The organism is Frigoribacterium sp. PhB24 (genome assembly GCF_003755185.1).
In the GTDB taxonomy this organism is placed as follows: domain Bacteria; phylum Actinomycetota; class Actinomycetes; order Actinomycetales; family Microbacteriaceae; genus Frigoribacterium.
The window spans coordinates 46,485-61,217 of record NZ_RKIC01000011.1 but is presented as its reverse complement, the minus strand read 5'-3'; the positions used below and the strand labels follow the sequence as shown (position 1 = coordinate 61,217).

Sequence of the window (14,733 nt, the reverse complement as noted above, 5' to 3'; positions counted from 1 at the left end):
CCCTGCGCTACCGTCGGCGTCATGTCCTTCAACGACGACGCGCGCCTCGACGGCAGCAGGGTCAAGCGACGCGGCCGCGGTCGCACGGTGGGTGTCGCCGGCGGCGGCATCGGCATCGTCGGCCTGATCGCCGTCTTCCTCATCAGCCAGGCCACCGGGGTCAACGTGTCGGGGCTGCTCGGCGGCGGAACGGGCTCGGGGGCCGCACAGCCCCTCGACGGCGGCGACCTCTCGTCCGAGTGCACGACGGGCGCCCAGGCCAACGAGAGCATCGACTGCCGCATGGTGGGCGCCGCGACGTCGCTCAACACGTACTGGGGCACCGAGGCCCCGGCACTCGGTGTCACCGACTACCGCACCCCCGACTTCTTCCTCTTCAGCGGGTCGACCGACACCGGCTGCGGTGGGGCGACGAGCGCCACCGGGCCGTTCTACTGCCCGCCCGACGAGGCCCTCTTCGTCGACACGGACTTCTTCGAGCAGCTGCGGTCGCAGTTCGGGGCCAGCGGCGGCCCCCTCGCCCAGATGTACGTCGTCGGCCACGAGTGGGGTCACCACATCCAGCAGCTGACCGGCGCCTTCGACCGCGCCGACCGCAGCGACACCGGGCCGGGCTCCGACACCATCCGGCTCGAGGTCCAGGCCGACTGCTACGCCGGCGCCTGGGTCGGCTCGGCCTCGACCATCCAGGACGCCGACGGCGTCACGTTCCTCGAACCGGTCACCGAGCAGCAGGTCGCCGACGCGCTCGACGCTGCGGCCGCCGTCGGAGACGACCGCATCCAGTCCGCGAGCGGCGGCCAGGTCGACCCCGACACCTGGACGCACGGCTCGGCCGAGCAGCGCCAGAAGTGGTTCGAGACCGGCCGCAGCCAGGGCGCGACGGCCTGCGACACGTTCTCGGTGCCGACCGACCGGCTCTGACGGCGAGGCCGACCCGCGCCTCCTGACCCTCGTCCCGCGCCCAGGCAACTCGAAGAGTGCCCCACGGTCGGCGGCCACGCGGAAGGCGCACACTTCAGTGACCTCGCGACGGCACAGGCGCCACCGCGACGACAGCAGTGGAGGCGCGTCATGGCACGACCGGGCAAGGCCATCGAATTCGACGGGTACGGAGACGTCGCCCAGCTGCACTTCGTCGAGCAGCCGCTGCCGACACCGGCCGACGACGAGGTCGTCGTCGAGGTGATCTGCGCCGGACTGAACCACATCGAGAACTTCATCCGCCAGGGCGACTTCGTCGAACGGCTGCCGCTCGACTTCCCGGCCCGCGAGGGGTCGTGCTTCGCAGGCATCGTCAAGAAGCGCGGGGCCGCCGTGCGCAACTTCTCGGTCGGTGCCGAGGTCATCGGTCACGCGGTCGGCGGCGGGGCGCACGCCACCTACGTCGCCGTCCCGGCGAGCGCCGTCGTGCCGAAGCCGCAGCACGTCCCGTGGGAGGTCGCCGGAGGGTTGTACCTCGCCGGGGCGACCGCGTACGACACGGTCCGCAGCCTGCACCTCGGACCGGATGACGTCGTGGTCATCACAGCCGCCGCGGGCGGTGTCGGCCACATCGAGTGCCAGCTCGCCCTGCAGCTCGGCGCCAAGGTGATCGGCACCTGCAGCCCGGGCAACCACGACTACCTGCGCTCGATCGGCGTCGTGCCCGTCGACTACGGCGAGGGTCTGCGCGAGCGGATCGACGAGGCCGCGGGCACCGACCGCCACGTCACCGCCTTCATCGACAACTTCGGCGGCGACAACCCCTCGCTGAGCCACGATCTCGGCGTGCTCCCGGCGCGGTTCAGCTCGAGCGAGGACCGCCTCGAACGCGAGATCCGCTTCATCGGCGCCGAACGCGACGACACCGAACCCGCGATGATCCTCTCGGCCCTCGCGAAGCTCATCGCCGAGAACAAGCTGCGCGTCCTCGTCTCGGGGTTCTACCCCTTCGACTACATCGCCCAGGCGTTCGAGGACCTCGCCGAGCAACACTCGCGCGGCAAGGTCGTCGTGGGCATGCAACCGGTCGAGACCGGCGCGCGGTCGCACTGGTACCTCTCGGGCAAGGCCCGGGCGGTCGCCGAGTCGCTCGACTGAGTCTCACCGACGCCCCGCGAACACACCGCCGAGTGGACAGGACACCGCCCCATTTCGCGGCGTCCTGTCCACTCGGCGGTGTTCCCGGCAGGGCAGAGCGCAGGAGGCGCGGGTCGGCGGACCCCGTCGGCGTCAGCGGGGCAGCCGCAGCAGCGCCCCCGGAGCCCTGACCGTCGCCGCCGCGACGTCCATCGCCCGGTCGAGTGCCGCCGACCAGTCGACCGAGCCGGGCTCGCGCCGCTCGGCGAGCAGCGAGGCGACGATCGACGCGAAGGTCGCGTCGCCCGCGCCCATCGTGTCGACGACCTCGCCTTCGGCCGACGAGATCCCGCGCGTCACGTCGTGGCGGTCGGTGCCCTCCGCCGACCTCGCCAGCACCAGGCTCGCCCCGGCCGAGCCGCGCGTGGCGAGGACTCCCCCGGTGCCCGCCGCGAGGAGCGCCTCCTGCCAGTCGTCGAGCGACCGCCCGGCGACGAGTTCGGCGTCGTCGTCGCCGATCTTGACGAGCAGGGTCGACGCCGCCACCCGCTCGAAGCCGGCGGCGAAGTCGGCGATCTGCGCGGCGCCTCCGGGCAGGAACCCGGGCCGCGGGTTCGGGTCGACGACGAGCCGCACCGGGTCGCCGCCGACGACCCGCAGCAGCCGGTCGGTGAGGGCGGGGTCGTCGAACGGGTACGAGCTGACGGCGACCACGGGCGCGGCCCCGAGCACCGCGAGCTGCTCGGACGAGAAGTCGAGGCCCCGCGCGACGGCGGCGTCGGTGAAGACGTAGGTCGGCTCGCCGTCGACCCGCAGCGAGACGGCGCGACCCGTGCCGAGCGGGTTGATCGTGGCCACCAGCTCGACGTCGTACTCGGCGAGGAAAGCCCGGATCGACTCGCCGTCGGCGTCGTCACCGATCGACGCGAGCAGGGTCGTGGCCACGCCGAGGCGACTGAGCCCGACGGCGACGTTGAGGCCGGCCCCGCCGACGTGGTCGGTCGAGCCCTCGTCGGTGCGGATCTCGTCGATGAGGGCGTCGCCGAGAACGGCGACCCGACCGTCGGTGCTGTGCATGGGGTGCCTTTCGTGAGCGTGCCGGGAGCCACCCTATTCCGGGTCGCGGTGGGGTCGCGCTCCCCCGCTACGCTGGCCGACGTGACCGATTATGCACTGGCCGTCGACGTGGGCGGAACGAAGGTCGAGGCGGCCCTGGTCGCCTCCGACGGATCATTGCTCGACGGCAGTCGCGACCGACGCCCGACCGGCGCCGGGTCGACGTCCGACGAACTCGCCGAGGCGGTCCGCGCGGTCGTCGCGCACGCCCTCGACTCCCTGCCCGACGGTGACGCGCTCGTCGGGGCGGGCATCGGCAGCGCCGGGCCGGTCGACCTCGTGCACGGCACGGTGTCGCCGATCAACCTGCGTGCCTGGCGCGGCTACCCGCTGCGCGAGCAGGTGGCGGCCCTCGCCGCCTCGACCCTGCCCGACGCCGCCCCGGTCACCCTGCGGCTCGACGGCGTCAGCCTCGCCCTCGCCGAGCACTGGGTGGGCGCCACCCAGGGTGCCGACAACGCCCTCGCGATCACCGTCTCGACCGGCGTCGGCGGCGGCCTGATCGTCAACGGCCGGCTGCTCTCGGGCGGCACCGGCAACGCCGGTCACATCGGCCAGATCCAGATCGCCGACCGCCCCGCGGGCGAGAACGCGTGGGCCGCCACCCTCGAGGTCATCGCCTCGGGCCCGAACGTCGTCGCCTGGGCCCGCGAACAGGGCTGGCCGGGCGAGCGAGGCGAAGACCTGGCGGCCGGCTACGTCTCGGGTGACGAGATCGCGGTCGCCGCCGTCCACCGCTCGGCGAACGCCGTCGGCGAGGCCGTCTCGTCGGTCACCACGCTGCTCGACCTCGACGTCGTCGCGATCGGCGGCGGGTTCTCCCGCGTCAGCGACGACTACCTCGACCTCGTCCGGGCCACGGTCCAGGAGGCGCCGGTCAACGAGTACGCCCGTCGCGTCCGCGTCGTCCGCTCCGGGTTGAGCGACGAGAGCCCCTTGATCGGGGCCGCCGCGCTCGTCTGGCGGGCCGAGCTGCTCGGCTGAGCCGCGCCTCCTGCGGTCGACCCGCCCCTCGTGCGCCTGCCGCTTCGCTGGGAACGGATGTCAGAGGCCCGGCCTAGGCTCAGTTGCATCCCACAACGTCGTCGGAGTCCGTCGCGCCCTCGGGGCGCGCACCACCACCGCACCACCACTCGCAGAGAGGTCATCTCATGCCCACCACCGTCCCCGTCCTGCTCACGCCGTCCGCCGGCGCCCCCTTCGAGCACTCCACCGTCGAGCTGCGCGACGTCGGCCCGAACGACGTCCAGATCGACATCGCGTTCGCCGGCATCTGCCACAGCGACATCCACCAGGCCCGCGAAGAGTGGGGCAAGGCCATCTTCCCGATGGTTCCCGGCCACGAGATCGCCGGCATCGTCACCGAGATCGGCTCCGACGTCACGAAGCACAAGGTCGGCGACCGCGTCGGCATCGGCTGCTTCGTCGACAGCTGCCGTGAGTGCGAGAACTGCCTCGCCGGCGAGCAGCAGTTCTGCGTCAAGGGCAACGTCGCGACCTACAACGGCCGCCAGTACTCGGGTGAGCCCACCTACGGCGGCTACGCCAAGCAGATCGTCGCCGACGAGAACTACGTGCTGTCGATCCCCGAAGGCATCTCGCTCGACGAGGCCGCGCCGCTGCTCTGCGCCGGCATCACCACCTACTCGCCGCTCAAGCACTGGGGTGCCGGCCCCGGCAAGAAGGTCGCCGTCGTCGGCATGGGCGGGCTCGGCCACATGGCCGTGAAGATCGCGCACGCCCTGGGTGCCGAGGTGACCGTCATCAGCCAGACGCTGTCCAAGCGAGAGGACGGCCTGAAGCTCGGTGCCGACCACTACTACGCCTCGAGCGACCCCGAGACGTTCAAGAAGCTCCGCAGCTCGTTCGACCTGATCATCAACACGATCTCGGCCGACATGGACATCGACGCCTACGCCCGCACGCTGCGCCTCAACGGCACCATGGTGTTCGTCGGTCTGCCCGAGAACCCGCAGTCGTTCGGCGCCGGGTCGCTGATCGGCGGCCGTCGCAGCCTCGCCGGCTCGAACATCGGCGGCATCCCCGAGACGCAAGAGATGCTCGACTTCTGCGCCGAGCACCACATCGGCGCCGAGATCGAGACGATCGGCGCGGACGAGGTCGACGAGGCCTACGAGCGCGTCGTCGCCAGCAAGGTCCGCTACCGCTTCGTGATCGACACCGCGACGATCTAGCACCTGCCCGAACGCACGAAGGCCCCCTCCCGTCACGGGAGGGGGCCTTCGCCGTCGGACGCGGGCCGCTCAGCCGACCCAGAACGTCTGGTTCGACGCCGTGGGCCTGATGGTCACCGGCAGATACCGGTACCCCACCTGACGATTGCCCACGTAGCACTCGAGGTTCAGGGTGAGCGTGTTCGCCGTCCCCAACCGGACCTGCGGGTACACGATGTCGTCGCCACGGTCCCAGTTCAACGACCATCCGATGGTGGCGTTCTGCACCTGGATGCCCTTGACGGTGGTGGCGGTCGAACCGCACGCGGTGCCGCGCACGACGACGTAGACGTATCCGTTCGAGGCGGCGTTGGCCGGCAGGGCGACACCGCCGACCGTGAGCGCGAGGCCGGCGGTCGCGATGGCGGCCAGGCGGGTGAGTTTCTTCATGATGCTCCTTCGTCTGTCGGGTAGAACAAAGGTCGCGACGCGAGGTCGCGGTCCGCCTCCGGCTTCGGGGGTCGAAGAGGGACGTCATCGTGGGGCGGATGCCCGAGTGATGGTCAGCGCGCTCACAGTAGCGCTCCGAGGTCGTCGCGCGGAAGACCCGCAGCATCGGCCACCACGACCCACCCGGGGCTGGCCGGGCCTACCCGGCGGGGGTGTTGAACCGGCGCAGCCAGCCGGCGAACTCGGCGAGCTCGTCGTCGGTCCAGCCCTCGACGTGCGTACGGAACACGGCGCGGTTCTCGTGCCTCACCTCGAGCATGCGGCTCTCGGCGCGCTCGGTGCTGTGGAGCGTCATGACGCGTCCGTCGGCGGTGTCGGGCACCATGTCGACGAAACCGGCCTCGCGCAGCAGGGTGACCTGCCGGCTGACCGCGCTCTTGTCCATGGCCATCGCCTTCACGATGTCGCCGGCGCTGCACGGCTGGTGCTTCATCACGTACCGCAGCACGTAGAACGCCGTCGGGGGCACGTCCGGGTCGAAGCGCGACGCCGCCGCGGCGATCGTGCGCTTGGCCTCGACCATCATCGACCCGATCTCGTCGACGACGCCGGCCATCAGCCCCTCGCGGCCTTCGTCGTCGGCCCCCGGGAGGCGCGGTGCGGCCCGGCCGGGAGCGGCGACTCCCGCAGGGCGCGGCGCGTCGAGCACCGCGCCCTCGGGCTGGCCGTCAACGGTCGGCTGCGACATCTTTCTCCTCGACCAGGGACGAGAACACCGGGCTCTCGGCCAGTTCGTCGGCGGGCACCGGGTGACCCGCCACCTCGGCAGCACCCGTCGCGATGATCGTGTCGATGGTACCGGTGGCGGTCGTCGTGTGGTTGTGGTGACGGCGCTGCACGTCGGCGGCGGCGTCGCCTTCGTCGATGGGCGAGACCGGGGCCGGCGAACCCGACAGGCCCGTCGCCGCGACCGGGGCGGGCGTGGACTCCGTCGCCGGAGCGCTCGACACCGCGGGGGCCAGCCCGGCCGTGGCCGCGACTCCCTTGGCGGCCGGGGACGCGGCATTGGCGTCGACCGGAGCCGCGCCTCCTTCGCTGTCGTCCGAGCCCGTCGCCGCCGACGAACCGGCCGCGGGGCCGTCCGTCGTCGCCGCGGCACGCTGGATGCCGGTCTTGGTACCGAGCTCGACGTTCGGCAGCAGGCAGACGAACACGATGGTGATGATCGCGAGCGGGGCCGCGATCAGGAAGACGTCGGCGACGCCCTGCCCGTAGGCCGACTCGATGATGGTGCGGATCGGGCCGGGCACGGCACTGAGGTCGGGGATGCTCGTCGAGCCACCGCTGCCGAGCGCGCTGGGGTCGACCCCGGCGTCGGTGAGGCCGTCGGTGATGTAGCCCGAGACCTTGGTGCCGAGGACGGCGCCCATGACCGAGACGCCGATGGTGCCACCCAGGCTGCGGAAGAACGCGACGCTCGACGAGGCGGCACCCACGACGCTGACGTCGACCGAGTTCTGCACGACGAGCACGAGGTTCTGCATCACCATGCCGATGCCGAGACCCATCATGGCCATGAAGACCGAGACGATGAAGAAGTTCGTGTCGTACTCGATGGTCGACATGAGGAAGAGGCCGGCGGCGAGCAGGATCGACCCGACGATCATGTAGGGCTTCCACTTGCCGTACTTCGAGATGAGCGCGCCGGCCACCATCGACGAGATGAGCAGGCCGAGCACCATCGGCAGGGTCAGGATGCCCGCCATGGTGGGCGACTGGCCGCGAGCCAGCTGCATGTACTGGCCGAGGAACACGCTGGTGCCGAACATCGCGACACCGACGCTGAGCGAGGCGATCACCGCGAAGGTGAAGGTGCGGTTCGTGAACAGCGTCAAGGGGATGATCGGCTCCTTCGAGCGGAACTCCACGACGACGGCCAGCGCGAGCAGCACGGCCGCGCCCACACCCATCAGCCAACTGGTGGTCGAGGCCCATTCGAACTGCTTGCCGCCGAGTGACACCCAGACGAGCAGCAGCGAGACGCCGCCGGCGATCAGCCCGGCGCCCCAGTAGTCGACGACGACGGCCTTCTTGGGCTTGGGGGGCAGGTGCAGCGTGCGCTGGATGACGATGAGCGCCGCGACGCCGACGGGCACGCCGACGAAGAAGTTCCAGCGCCAGCCGATCGAGTCGGTGAGGACGCCGCCGAGCAGCGGGCCGCCGATGGTGCCGACGCTCATCACGGCGCCGAGGTAGCCCATGTACCGGCCACGCTCACGCGGGCTGATGATGTCGCTCATGACGACCTGCACCAAGGCGGTGAGACCGCCGGCGCCGAGCCCCTGGAAGACGCGGAACGTGATCAGCGTCGCGGTGTTCTGCGAGAAACCGGCCGCGACCGACGCGAGGACGAACAGCACGAGCGCCACCTGCAGCAGCACCTTGCGGTTCGTCAGGTCGCTGAACTTGCCCCACAGAGGGGTGCTGACCGTGGTGGCCAGCAGCGTGGCGGTGATGACCCAGGTGTACGAGGTCTGGCTGCCGTTGAGGTCGCTGACGATGCGCGGCAGCGAGGTCGACACGACGGTCGACGACAGGATCGCCACGAGCATGCCCATCAGCAGACCCGACAGGGCCGTGAGGACCTCACGGTGGCTCATGCCGGGCGCCTCGCCCGGTTCGTGGGGTGCCGCGGGCTTCGTGCCCGCGGCGGTCGTGGTCTGCGACAAGGTGCGCTCCGGTGGTTCGAGATGGTGAGGGACCGAACGCCGTTGGCCGTGCCCGATGGTTGCAGAACGTCAACCATACGCTTTCGTTGACGAAATGCAACCATTTGCCTGCAGTCGCTGCATCTTTTTCTCACGACCGCGGCCACGGGCCCGGTCACGGACCCGGAGAACGCAGGAGGCGCGGTGCGAGAAGTCCCCGCACCGCGCCTCCTGAAGGCCCTCCGTCTGACTCCGGAAGGTCAGCGGACCTCTTCTGGTCGCTTCTGCCGGAACATCTCGGCCGGCTCGTGGTCGCCGTTCCAGACCTGGGTGATGCCCCACACGACGGCCATGAGCGGCACGGCGATGACCGCGCCGACGACTCCGCCGAGGATCGTGCCGGCGGTCAGGGCGACGAGGATCACGAGGCCGTGCAGCTGCAACGTGCGCCCCATGAGCACCGGCTGCAGGAGGTTGCCCTCGAGCTGGTTGACGAGCACCACGATGCCGACGACGATCAGCGCCTGCACCGGACCGAGCGCGACGAGTGCCACCAGGGCGGCCAGGATGCCCGCCGCCGTGGCGCCCACGAGGGGGATGAACGCCGTCAGGAAGACGATGACGGCGAGCGGGAGCGCGAGCGGGACTCCGACGATCCAGAGGCCGACGCCGATGCCGATGGCGTCGACGGCGGCGACCGTCGCGGTGCCGCGGACGTAGCCGCCGAGGGTGGTGACCGTCTTGTCGCCGATGCGGCGGGCCCGGGCGTAGTTCTCGCCCTTGAACGGACGCAGCAGGAACTCCCAGATGGCCGGGCCGTCCTTGAGGAAGAAGAACAGCACGACGATCATCAGGACGAGGCCGGTGGCGAAGCTGCCGACGGCCGAGGCCCCGGCGAGAGCACCCGAGCCGAACTGCGAGCTCGTCACGAAGTCGACGGCTGCGTTGCGGACGTCGTCGATCTGCTGGTCGCTGATCGAGAACGGCAGGGTCGTGATCCAGTCCTGCAGCTTGTTGAAGCCCGAGGTGGCCGAGTCGACCAGCGAGCTGGCCTGGTTCTCGACGGCCCAGACGATCAGCCAAGCGACCAGGCCCAGGATGATCAGCACGGCGAAGAGGCAGATCAGGGTCGCGAGCACCGAGGGCACCTTGTGGCGACGCAGGAACGCCACGACCGGCAGCATGGCCGACGCGAAGATCAGCGCGAGCAGCACCGGCAGGGTGACCAGGCTCAGGCTGAGGAAGACGTAGATGACGCCGATGGCGACGATCAGCACGGCGATGATCTGCACGGCACGCGTCGCGAGCGTGCCGAAGGCGTCGGCCCAGAGGGAGTGCCGGACGGCGGCGTCCTCGCGGGCCACCTCGGATTCTTGGCTGCGGAAGAGTCCCACGGTGTCGTCCTCGTTTCTGGTGGTGCGGGGGTCGAGAGGGGTGCCGGGCGAGGCGCGGTCGGATGCGGCCGGTTGCCGGTGGGCTGGCAGAAGTGTCGGGGGTGATCGGCCCGACTAGGACAGCCAACCCCGTCACGAGAATATCGGGCCGGATCGGTGCCCCGGTGGCTCGACGCGCGCCTAGCGTGGGAGCCATGCCGACCTCCGTCCTCGTCGTGTCCGACACCCACGTCCCACAGAAGGCCAAGGCCGTGCCGGGGGTCGTGTGGGCCGCGGTCGAGCGGGCCGACGTGGTCGTCCACGCGGGCGACTGGACCGGCGAACCCCTGCTGGACGAGTTCGAGGACCGTGCGCGCCTCCTGGTCGGGGTCTGGGGCAACAACGACGGCGACGGGCTGCGCGCCCGCCTGCCCGAAGTGGCCCGCACGACGATCGACGGCGTGCGTCTCGCCGTGGTGCACGAGACCGGGGGCAAGGAGGCGCGCGAGCGTCGCATGGACCGCCTCTTCCCCGAGACGGACCTGCTGCTCTTCGGGCACAGCCACATCCCGTGGGACACGACGACGCCCGCGGGCCTCCGGCTGCTGAACCCGGGGTCGCCCACGGACCGGCGGCGCCAGCCGCACGCCACCTACCTCACGCTGACGCTCGACGCGGGCGAGGTGCGCGACGTGGTGCTGCACGAACTGCCCGTCGCCGCCCGCGACCGCACGGGGGTGCTGCCACACCCCCGCAGGACGACCTAGCCGGCGGGCGTCTCGGCCGGGGCCGACTCGGTGGGCGTCGGCGACGGACTGGCCGTGCCCGACTCGGTGTAGGTGTTGCCGGCAGCCGTGACCACGAAGCTGCGGAACTCCTGCACGGTGAACGGTCGGCTGCCGTCGTACTGCTGGCCGTTCACGAGCACCGTCGGGGTGCCCGTGAGGGCGTCGAGGCCGCTGTTCGGCAGGGGACCGTCGATGGCCCGCTGCGTCGACGCCGTCACCCACGAGCCGAACTCGTCGTCGTCGATGCATCTGGTGATGTCGCTCGCCTTGGTCACCCCGTCGATGCCGGTGGCGATGTCGGAGAGCTGGGAATCGTCGAGACCGCGGGTACCCTCGTCGGGTTGTTGGTCGAAGAGGGCGGTGTTGAAGTCGAAGAACGAGTTCGGCGAGTAGTTCGCGACGCAGGCCGCCGCGTTGGCCGCGCGGTTGCTGTACTTCGTGCCGAGGGACTGGTTCGTCAGGATGGCCACCGGGTGGTACTCGACCGTCGCCGCCCCCGACTCGACGAGTCCGCTGATGTAGGCGTTGTTGGCCTGCTCGAACTCACCGCAGATCGGGCAGAGGTAGTCGAGGTAGATCACGATGTCGACCGTGTCGCTCGACGCCGTGGTGGCCGAGGCCGTCGGCTCGTCGTCGGGGCCGAGGGCCCCGGTCTGCACGGCTTCGAAGCCCTGACCGATCTTGATGCCGTCGCTCGCCATGTTGGCGGGGCCGGGGCCGGCCGGACGGATGCTGTTCGTGATGACCAGGACGACGCCGACGACGATGGCGATCACCACGAGGGCGAGGCCGCCCTGCAGCGCCCACTTGCCGGCGCGCTGGCGCCGCTTCTGCTTCTGGCGGGCGAGCTGCGCCTTCTGGCGGGCCGCCGCGCGCCGCTGGTTCTTGGTCAACGACGGGTCGTCGGGGTTCAGGTCAGTCATGGGGCTCCGGTGCGCGACGGCCTCGCATGGTCGCGTCGAGCGGGTGGTGGGGACGGTCGCCACGAGTCGTGGCCACGAAACATGGTACGAGGCGAGCCTGGCAGAAGTCCGCAGGCGCGGGCGGTGCGGGGGTGGAGAAGGGGGGTGCCCGTGGCGATCCGAGGGATTTTCATGGCATGCTGAGCGGTGGTGGTCACCGCGGACCTCTGAGGTTGATCACCGTCCATTCACAACGGATCGTCCGGCACGTACCTGCCGGTGAAGGAGAAGATCATGGCGTCAGTCACGTTCAGCAAGGCAACTCGTCTCTACCCCGGCTCCACGCGCGCCGCGGTCGACGGCATCGACCTCGAGGTCGCCGACGGCGAGTTCCTCGTGCTCGTCGGCCCCTCGGGTTGCGGCAAGTCGACCACCCTGCGCATGCTCGCGGGCCTCGAAGAGGTCAACTCGGGCGACATCTACATCGGCGACCGCAACGTCACCGACGTCCCGCCGAAGGACCGCGACATCGCGATGGTGTTCCAGAACTACGCGCTGTACCCGCACATGACGGTGGCCGAGAACATGGGCTTCGCCCTGAAGATCGCCGGTGTCGGCAAAGAGGAGCGCGCCACCCGCGTCCTCGAGGCCGCCAAGCTGCTCGACCTCGAGCCCTACCTCTCGCGCAAGCCCAAGGCCCTCTCCGGTGGCCAGCGTCAGCGCGTCGCCATGGGCCGCGCCATCGTGCGCCAGCCCCAGGTGTTCCTCATGGACGAGCCGCTGTCCAACCTCGACGCCAAGCTGCGCGTGCAGACGCGTACGCAGATCGCCTCGCTGCAGCGCCGCCTGGGCGTCACCACGGTCTACGTGACGCACGACCAGACCGAGGCCCTCACCATGGGTGACCGCATCGCCGTGCTGAAGGACGGCGTCCTGCAGCAGGTCGGCACGCCGCGCGACCTGTACGAGAAGCCGCAGAACGTCTTCGTCGCCGGCTTCATCGGCTCGCCCGCCATGAACCTGCTGCCCGCCGACGTGGTCGACGGCGGCATCCAGTTCGGCACCGCCGTGACCGCCGTCGACCGCGACACCGTCGGCCAGGCCAACGGCAAGAGCGTCACCGTGGGCGTGCGCCCCGAGGACGTCGTGGTCAACACGACCGGCGAGGGCCTCGCGGTCACCGTCGACGTCGTCGAAGAGCTCGGCGCCGACGGGTACCTCTACGGCCACACCGAGGTCGACGGCAACCGCGTCGACGTCGTCGTCCGCGTCGACGGCCGCAACCACCCCAAGCTGGGCGAGACGATCTACGTCACCCCGCAGGCGCACCACGTGCACGTCTTCGACACCGAGAGCGGCGAGCGCCTCGGTGACAAGGCCGTCGTCAGCGCGTAGCACCCCCTCGCGTCGGCCCGTCGAGTCCGCTCGGAGCACTCCTCCGATCGACCCGGCGGGCCGTCCCGCGTTCCGGCCCCGCGCCTCCTGACCTCCCCCGCCGCCTCGCCTCAGGCGTCGCATCACCGCACGAGAGGCCCCCATGCCCGACTCCCTCAACATCACCTCGGCCACCGCCGACCCCGCCCTGCTCGACCTGCCGTGGTCGCTGCCGCTCGACGAGTGGCCCGACGAGGCCATCGCGACGCTGCCGAAGGGCATCTCGCGGCACCTCGTGCGGTTCGCGCACCTCAGCGGTTTCGTCATCGCGATCAAGGAGACGTCGGGCGAGATGGCCCGGGGCGAGTACGAGATGCTCCGGACGCTGCAGCGCATGGACATCCCGTGCGTCGACCCGCTGGCCGTCATCACGAACCGCAACGATGCGGACGGGTCGCCGCTCAACCCGGTGCTCGTGACGCGGCACCTGAAGTTCTCGCTCCCCTACCGCGCGCTCTACTCGCAGACGCTGCGCCCCGACACGGCCCGTCGCCTGGTCGACGCCCTGGCCCTGCTACTGGTTCGGTTGCACATCATCGGGTTCTACTGGGGCGACGTCTCGCTCTCGAACACGCTCTTCCGTCGTGACGCCGGCGCCTTCGCCGCGTACCTGGTCGATGCCGAGACCGGCAAGCTCTACCCCGGCGGCCTCTCGAACGGGCAACGCGAGAACGACCTCGAGGTGGCCCGCGTCAACATCGCCGGAGAACTGCTCGACCTTGAGGCCGGCGGTCGCCTCGACGACAACCTCGACCCGGTCGACGTGAGCAACGGCATCGTCGCGAAGTACCGCAGCCTCTGGACCGAGCTGACCGGTGCCGAGACCTTCGACAGTTCGGAGCGCTGGCGCATCAACGATCGCGTCGAGCGTCTCAACGACCTCGGCTTCGACATCGAAGAGCTGGCGATCAAGACGGCCGAAGGCGGCAGCCAGGTCAAGATCCAGCCCAAGGTCGTCGACGCCGGCCACCACTCACGCCGTCTGCTGCGCCTGACCGGCCTCGACGTCGAGGAGAACCAGGCCCGGCGCCTGCTCAACGACCTCGACGCGTACCGCATGCGCACCGACCAGTCCGACGTCGACGAGGAGATGATCGCGCACGAGTGGGCCTCACGCGTCTTCGAACCCGTCGTGCGCTCGATCCCCCGCGACCTGCGCGGTCGACTCGAACCGGCCGAGGTGTTCCACCAGCTGCTCGAGCACCGCTGGTACCAGTCGCAGGCCGAGAACCGCGACGTGCCCATCGCCGAGGCGCTGACCTCGTACATCAACGACGTGCTGCGCCACCGCCGCGACGAGCAGATGGTGATCGAGCCCGCGACCGAGTCGATCACGCTGCCCGAGGCCGCCCTGCTCGAGGCCGACGAGGCCGACGCCGACGAGGACTGGCGCTCGAAGGTCTGACCGCAGGTCCGGCACCGCGCCGCCCCGCCGCCGATCGCCGCTCCACCCTCCGCGGGCCCTGTTCCGCTCCCTCGCCACCCGCGAACCCGGTTTCGAACCATGAACCCCGTTCTTTCTGGGTTCATGGTTCGAACCCGGGTTCATCGGTGATCCGGTACGTACCGGATCACGCCCGCGGCGCGGTCGGCCGGCCTCCTCACCGGTGATCCGGTACGTGCCGGATCAATCCCTTGGCGAGACCGCCCTGCCTCGCGCGCCGCGAACCGCGCACGACGCACGACGCACAGGAGGCGCGGGTCGGCAACCAGCCGACCCGCGCCTC

At 70.6% G+C, this 14,733-nt stretch carries 13 protein-coding genes; 7 read left to right on the top strand and 6 right to left on the bottom strand.

The window, feature by feature from the left end:
- Positions 1–21 precede the first annotated feature (21 nt).
- Both EDF50_RS08005 and EDF50_RS08000 read left to right on the top strand, forming a co-directional pair.
- Positions 22–924, top strand: coding sequence for a neutral zinc metallopeptidase (locus tag EDF50_RS08005; RefSeq protein WP_123519054.1), 903 nt, complete (start codon positions 22–24; stop codon positions 922–924).
- Positions 925–1,074: 150 nt separating this feature from the next.
- On the top strand, positions 1,075–2,082 hold the full coding sequence (locus EDF50_RS08000; protein ID WP_123519053.1) for an NADP-dependent oxidoreductase: 1,008 nt from the start codon (positions 1,075–1,077) through the stop codon (positions 2,080–2,082).
- A 132-nt stretch (positions 2,083–2,214) separates the two neighbouring features.
- Here the strand turns inward: EDF50_RS08000 and EDF50_RS07995 are convergent, their stop codons facing one another.
- Positions 2,215–3,138, bottom strand: coding sequence for a carbohydrate kinase family protein (locus EDF50_RS07995; RefSeq protein WP_123519052.1), 924 nt, complete (start codon positions 3,136–3,138; stop codon positions 2,215–2,217).
- Between the two features lie 81 nt (positions 3,139–3,219).
- Between EDF50_RS07995 and EDF50_RS07990 the strand changes: the two genes are divergently transcribed.
- Both EDF50_RS07990 and EDF50_RS07985 read left to right on the top strand, forming a co-directional pair.
- Positions 3,220–4,161, top strand: coding sequence for an ROK family protein (locus EDF50_RS07990; protein WP_123519357.1), 942 nt, complete (start codon positions 3,220–3,222; stop codon positions 4,159–4,161).
- 167 nt (positions 4,162–4,328) lie between these two features.
- Positions 4,329–5,372, top strand: a complete 1,044-nt coding sequence (locus tag EDF50_RS07985; protein WP_123519051.1) for an NAD(P)-dependent alcohol dehydrogenase — start codon at positions 4,329–4,331, stop codon at positions 5,370–5,372.
- 69 nt (positions 5,373–5,441) lie between these two features.
- Here the strand turns inward: EDF50_RS07985 and EDF50_RS07980 are convergent, their stop codons facing one another.
- The 4 genes from EDF50_RS07980 to EDF50_RS07965 all read right to left on the bottom strand — a co-directional run bounded on the left by EDF50_RS07980 (position 5,442) and on the right by EDF50_RS07965 (position 9,903).
- A complete protein-coding gene (locus EDF50_RS07980; protein WP_123519050.1) occupies positions 5,442–5,801 on the bottom strand; it encodes a hypothetical protein in 360 nt (119 codons plus the stop codon).
- A gap of 199 nt (positions 5,802–6,000) precedes the next feature.
- Complete coding sequence (locus EDF50_RS07975) at positions 6,001–6,549, bottom strand: MarR family winged helix-turn-helix transcriptional regulator (protein WP_123519049.1); 549 nt, start codon at positions 6,547–6,549, stop codon at positions 6,001–6,003.
- Positions 6,530–8,461 carry an MDR family MFS transporter gene (locus EDF50_RS07970; protein WP_123519356.1) on the bottom strand — a complete coding sequence of 644 codons (1,932 nt, stop codon included), beginning with the start codon at positions 8,459–8,461 and terminating at the stop codon, positions 6,530–6,532. The genes EDF50_RS07975 and EDF50_RS07970 overlap by 20 nt, the downstream gene beginning before the upstream one ends.
- 308 nt (positions 8,462–8,769) lie before the next feature.
- Positions 8,770–9,903 (bottom strand): AI-2E family transporter, encoded by a 1,134-nt coding sequence (locus tag EDF50_RS07965; RefSeq protein ID WP_123519048.1) that lies wholly within the window; start codon positions 9,901–9,903, stop codon positions 8,770–8,772.
- 194 nt (positions 9,904–10,097) lie between these two features.
- On the opposite strand from EDF50_RS07965, the gene EDF50_RS07960 reads away from it, so the two are divergent.
- Positions 10,098–10,649 carry a metallophosphoesterase gene (locus tag EDF50_RS07960; RefSeq protein ID WP_123519047.1) on the top strand — a complete coding sequence of 184 codons (552 nt, stop codon included), beginning with the start codon at positions 10,098–10,100 and terminating at the stop codon, positions 10,647–10,649.
- Here EDF50_RS07960 and EDF50_RS07955 read toward each other — a convergent pair.
- Positions 10,646–11,593 (bottom strand): thioredoxin domain-containing protein, encoded by a 948-nt coding sequence (locus tag EDF50_RS07955; protein ID WP_123519046.1) that lies wholly within the window; start codon positions 11,591–11,593, stop codon positions 10,646–10,648. The two genes, EDF50_RS07960 and EDF50_RS07955, sit on opposite strands and share 4 nt — an antisense overlap.
- Before the next feature lie 273 nt (positions 11,594–11,866).
- Between EDF50_RS07955 and EDF50_RS07950 the strand changes: the two genes are divergently transcribed.
- Together EDF50_RS07950 and EDF50_RS07945 are read left to right on the top strand one after the other, a co-directional pair.
- A complete protein-coding gene (locus tag EDF50_RS07950; RefSeq protein WP_043597318.1) occupies positions 11,867–12,967 on the top strand; it encodes an ABC transporter ATP-binding protein in 1,101 nt (366 codons plus the stop codon).
- A gap of 142 nt (positions 12,968–13,109) precedes the next feature.
- Positions 13,110–14,411, top strand: a complete 1,302-nt coding sequence (locus EDF50_RS07945; RefSeq protein WP_123519045.1) for a DUF4032 domain-containing protein — start codon at positions 13,110–13,112, stop codon at positions 14,409–14,411.
- The last annotated feature ends 322 nt before the right edge of the window (positions 14,412–14,733 follow it).

Bases quoted from the DNA above. Each gene is read 5' to 3' on its own strand.
- EDF50_RS08005 (WP_123519054.1), top strand. From the start codon at position 22: ATGTCCTTCAACGACGACGCGCGCCTCGACGGCAGCAGGGTCAAGCGA.
- EDF50_RS08000 (WP_123519053.1), top strand. From the start codon at position 1,075: ATGGCACGACCGGGCAAGGCCATCGAATTCGACGGGTACGGAGACGTC.
- EDF50_RS07995 (WP_123519052.1), bottom strand. From the start codon at position 3,138: ATGCACAGCACCGACGGTCGGGTCGCCGTTCTCGGCGACGCCCTCATC.
- EDF50_RS07985 (WP_123519051.1), top strand. From the start codon at position 4,329: ATGCCCACCACCGTCCCCGTCCTGCTCACGCCGTCCGCCGGCGCCCCC.
- EDF50_RS07980 (WP_123519050.1), bottom strand. From the start codon at position 5,801: ATGAAGAAACTCACCCGCCTGGCCGCCATCGCGACCGCCGGCCTCGCG.
- EDF50_RS07975 (WP_123519049.1), bottom strand. From the start codon at position 6,549: ATGTCGCAGCCGACCGTTGACGGCCAGCCCGAGGGCGCGGTGCTCGAC.
- EDF50_RS07970 (WP_123519356.1), bottom strand. From the start codon at position 8,461: ATGAGCCACCGTGAGGTCCTCACGGCCCTGTCGGGTCTGCTGATGGGC.
- EDF50_RS07960 (WP_123519047.1), top strand. From the start codon at position 10,098: ATGCCGACCTCCGTCCTCGTCGTGTCCGACACCCACGTCCCACAGAAG.
- EDF50_RS07955 (WP_123519046.1), bottom strand. From the start codon at position 11,593: ATGACTGACCTGAACCCCGACGACCCGTCGTTGACCAAGAACCAGCGG.
- EDF50_RS07950 (WP_043597318.1), top strand. From the start codon at position 11,867: ATGGCGTCAGTCACGTTCAGCAAGGCAACTCGTCTCTACCCCGGCTCC.
- EDF50_RS07945 (WP_123519045.1), top strand. From the start codon at position 13,110: ATGCCCGACTCCCTCAACATCACCTCGGCCACCGCCGACCCCGCCCTG.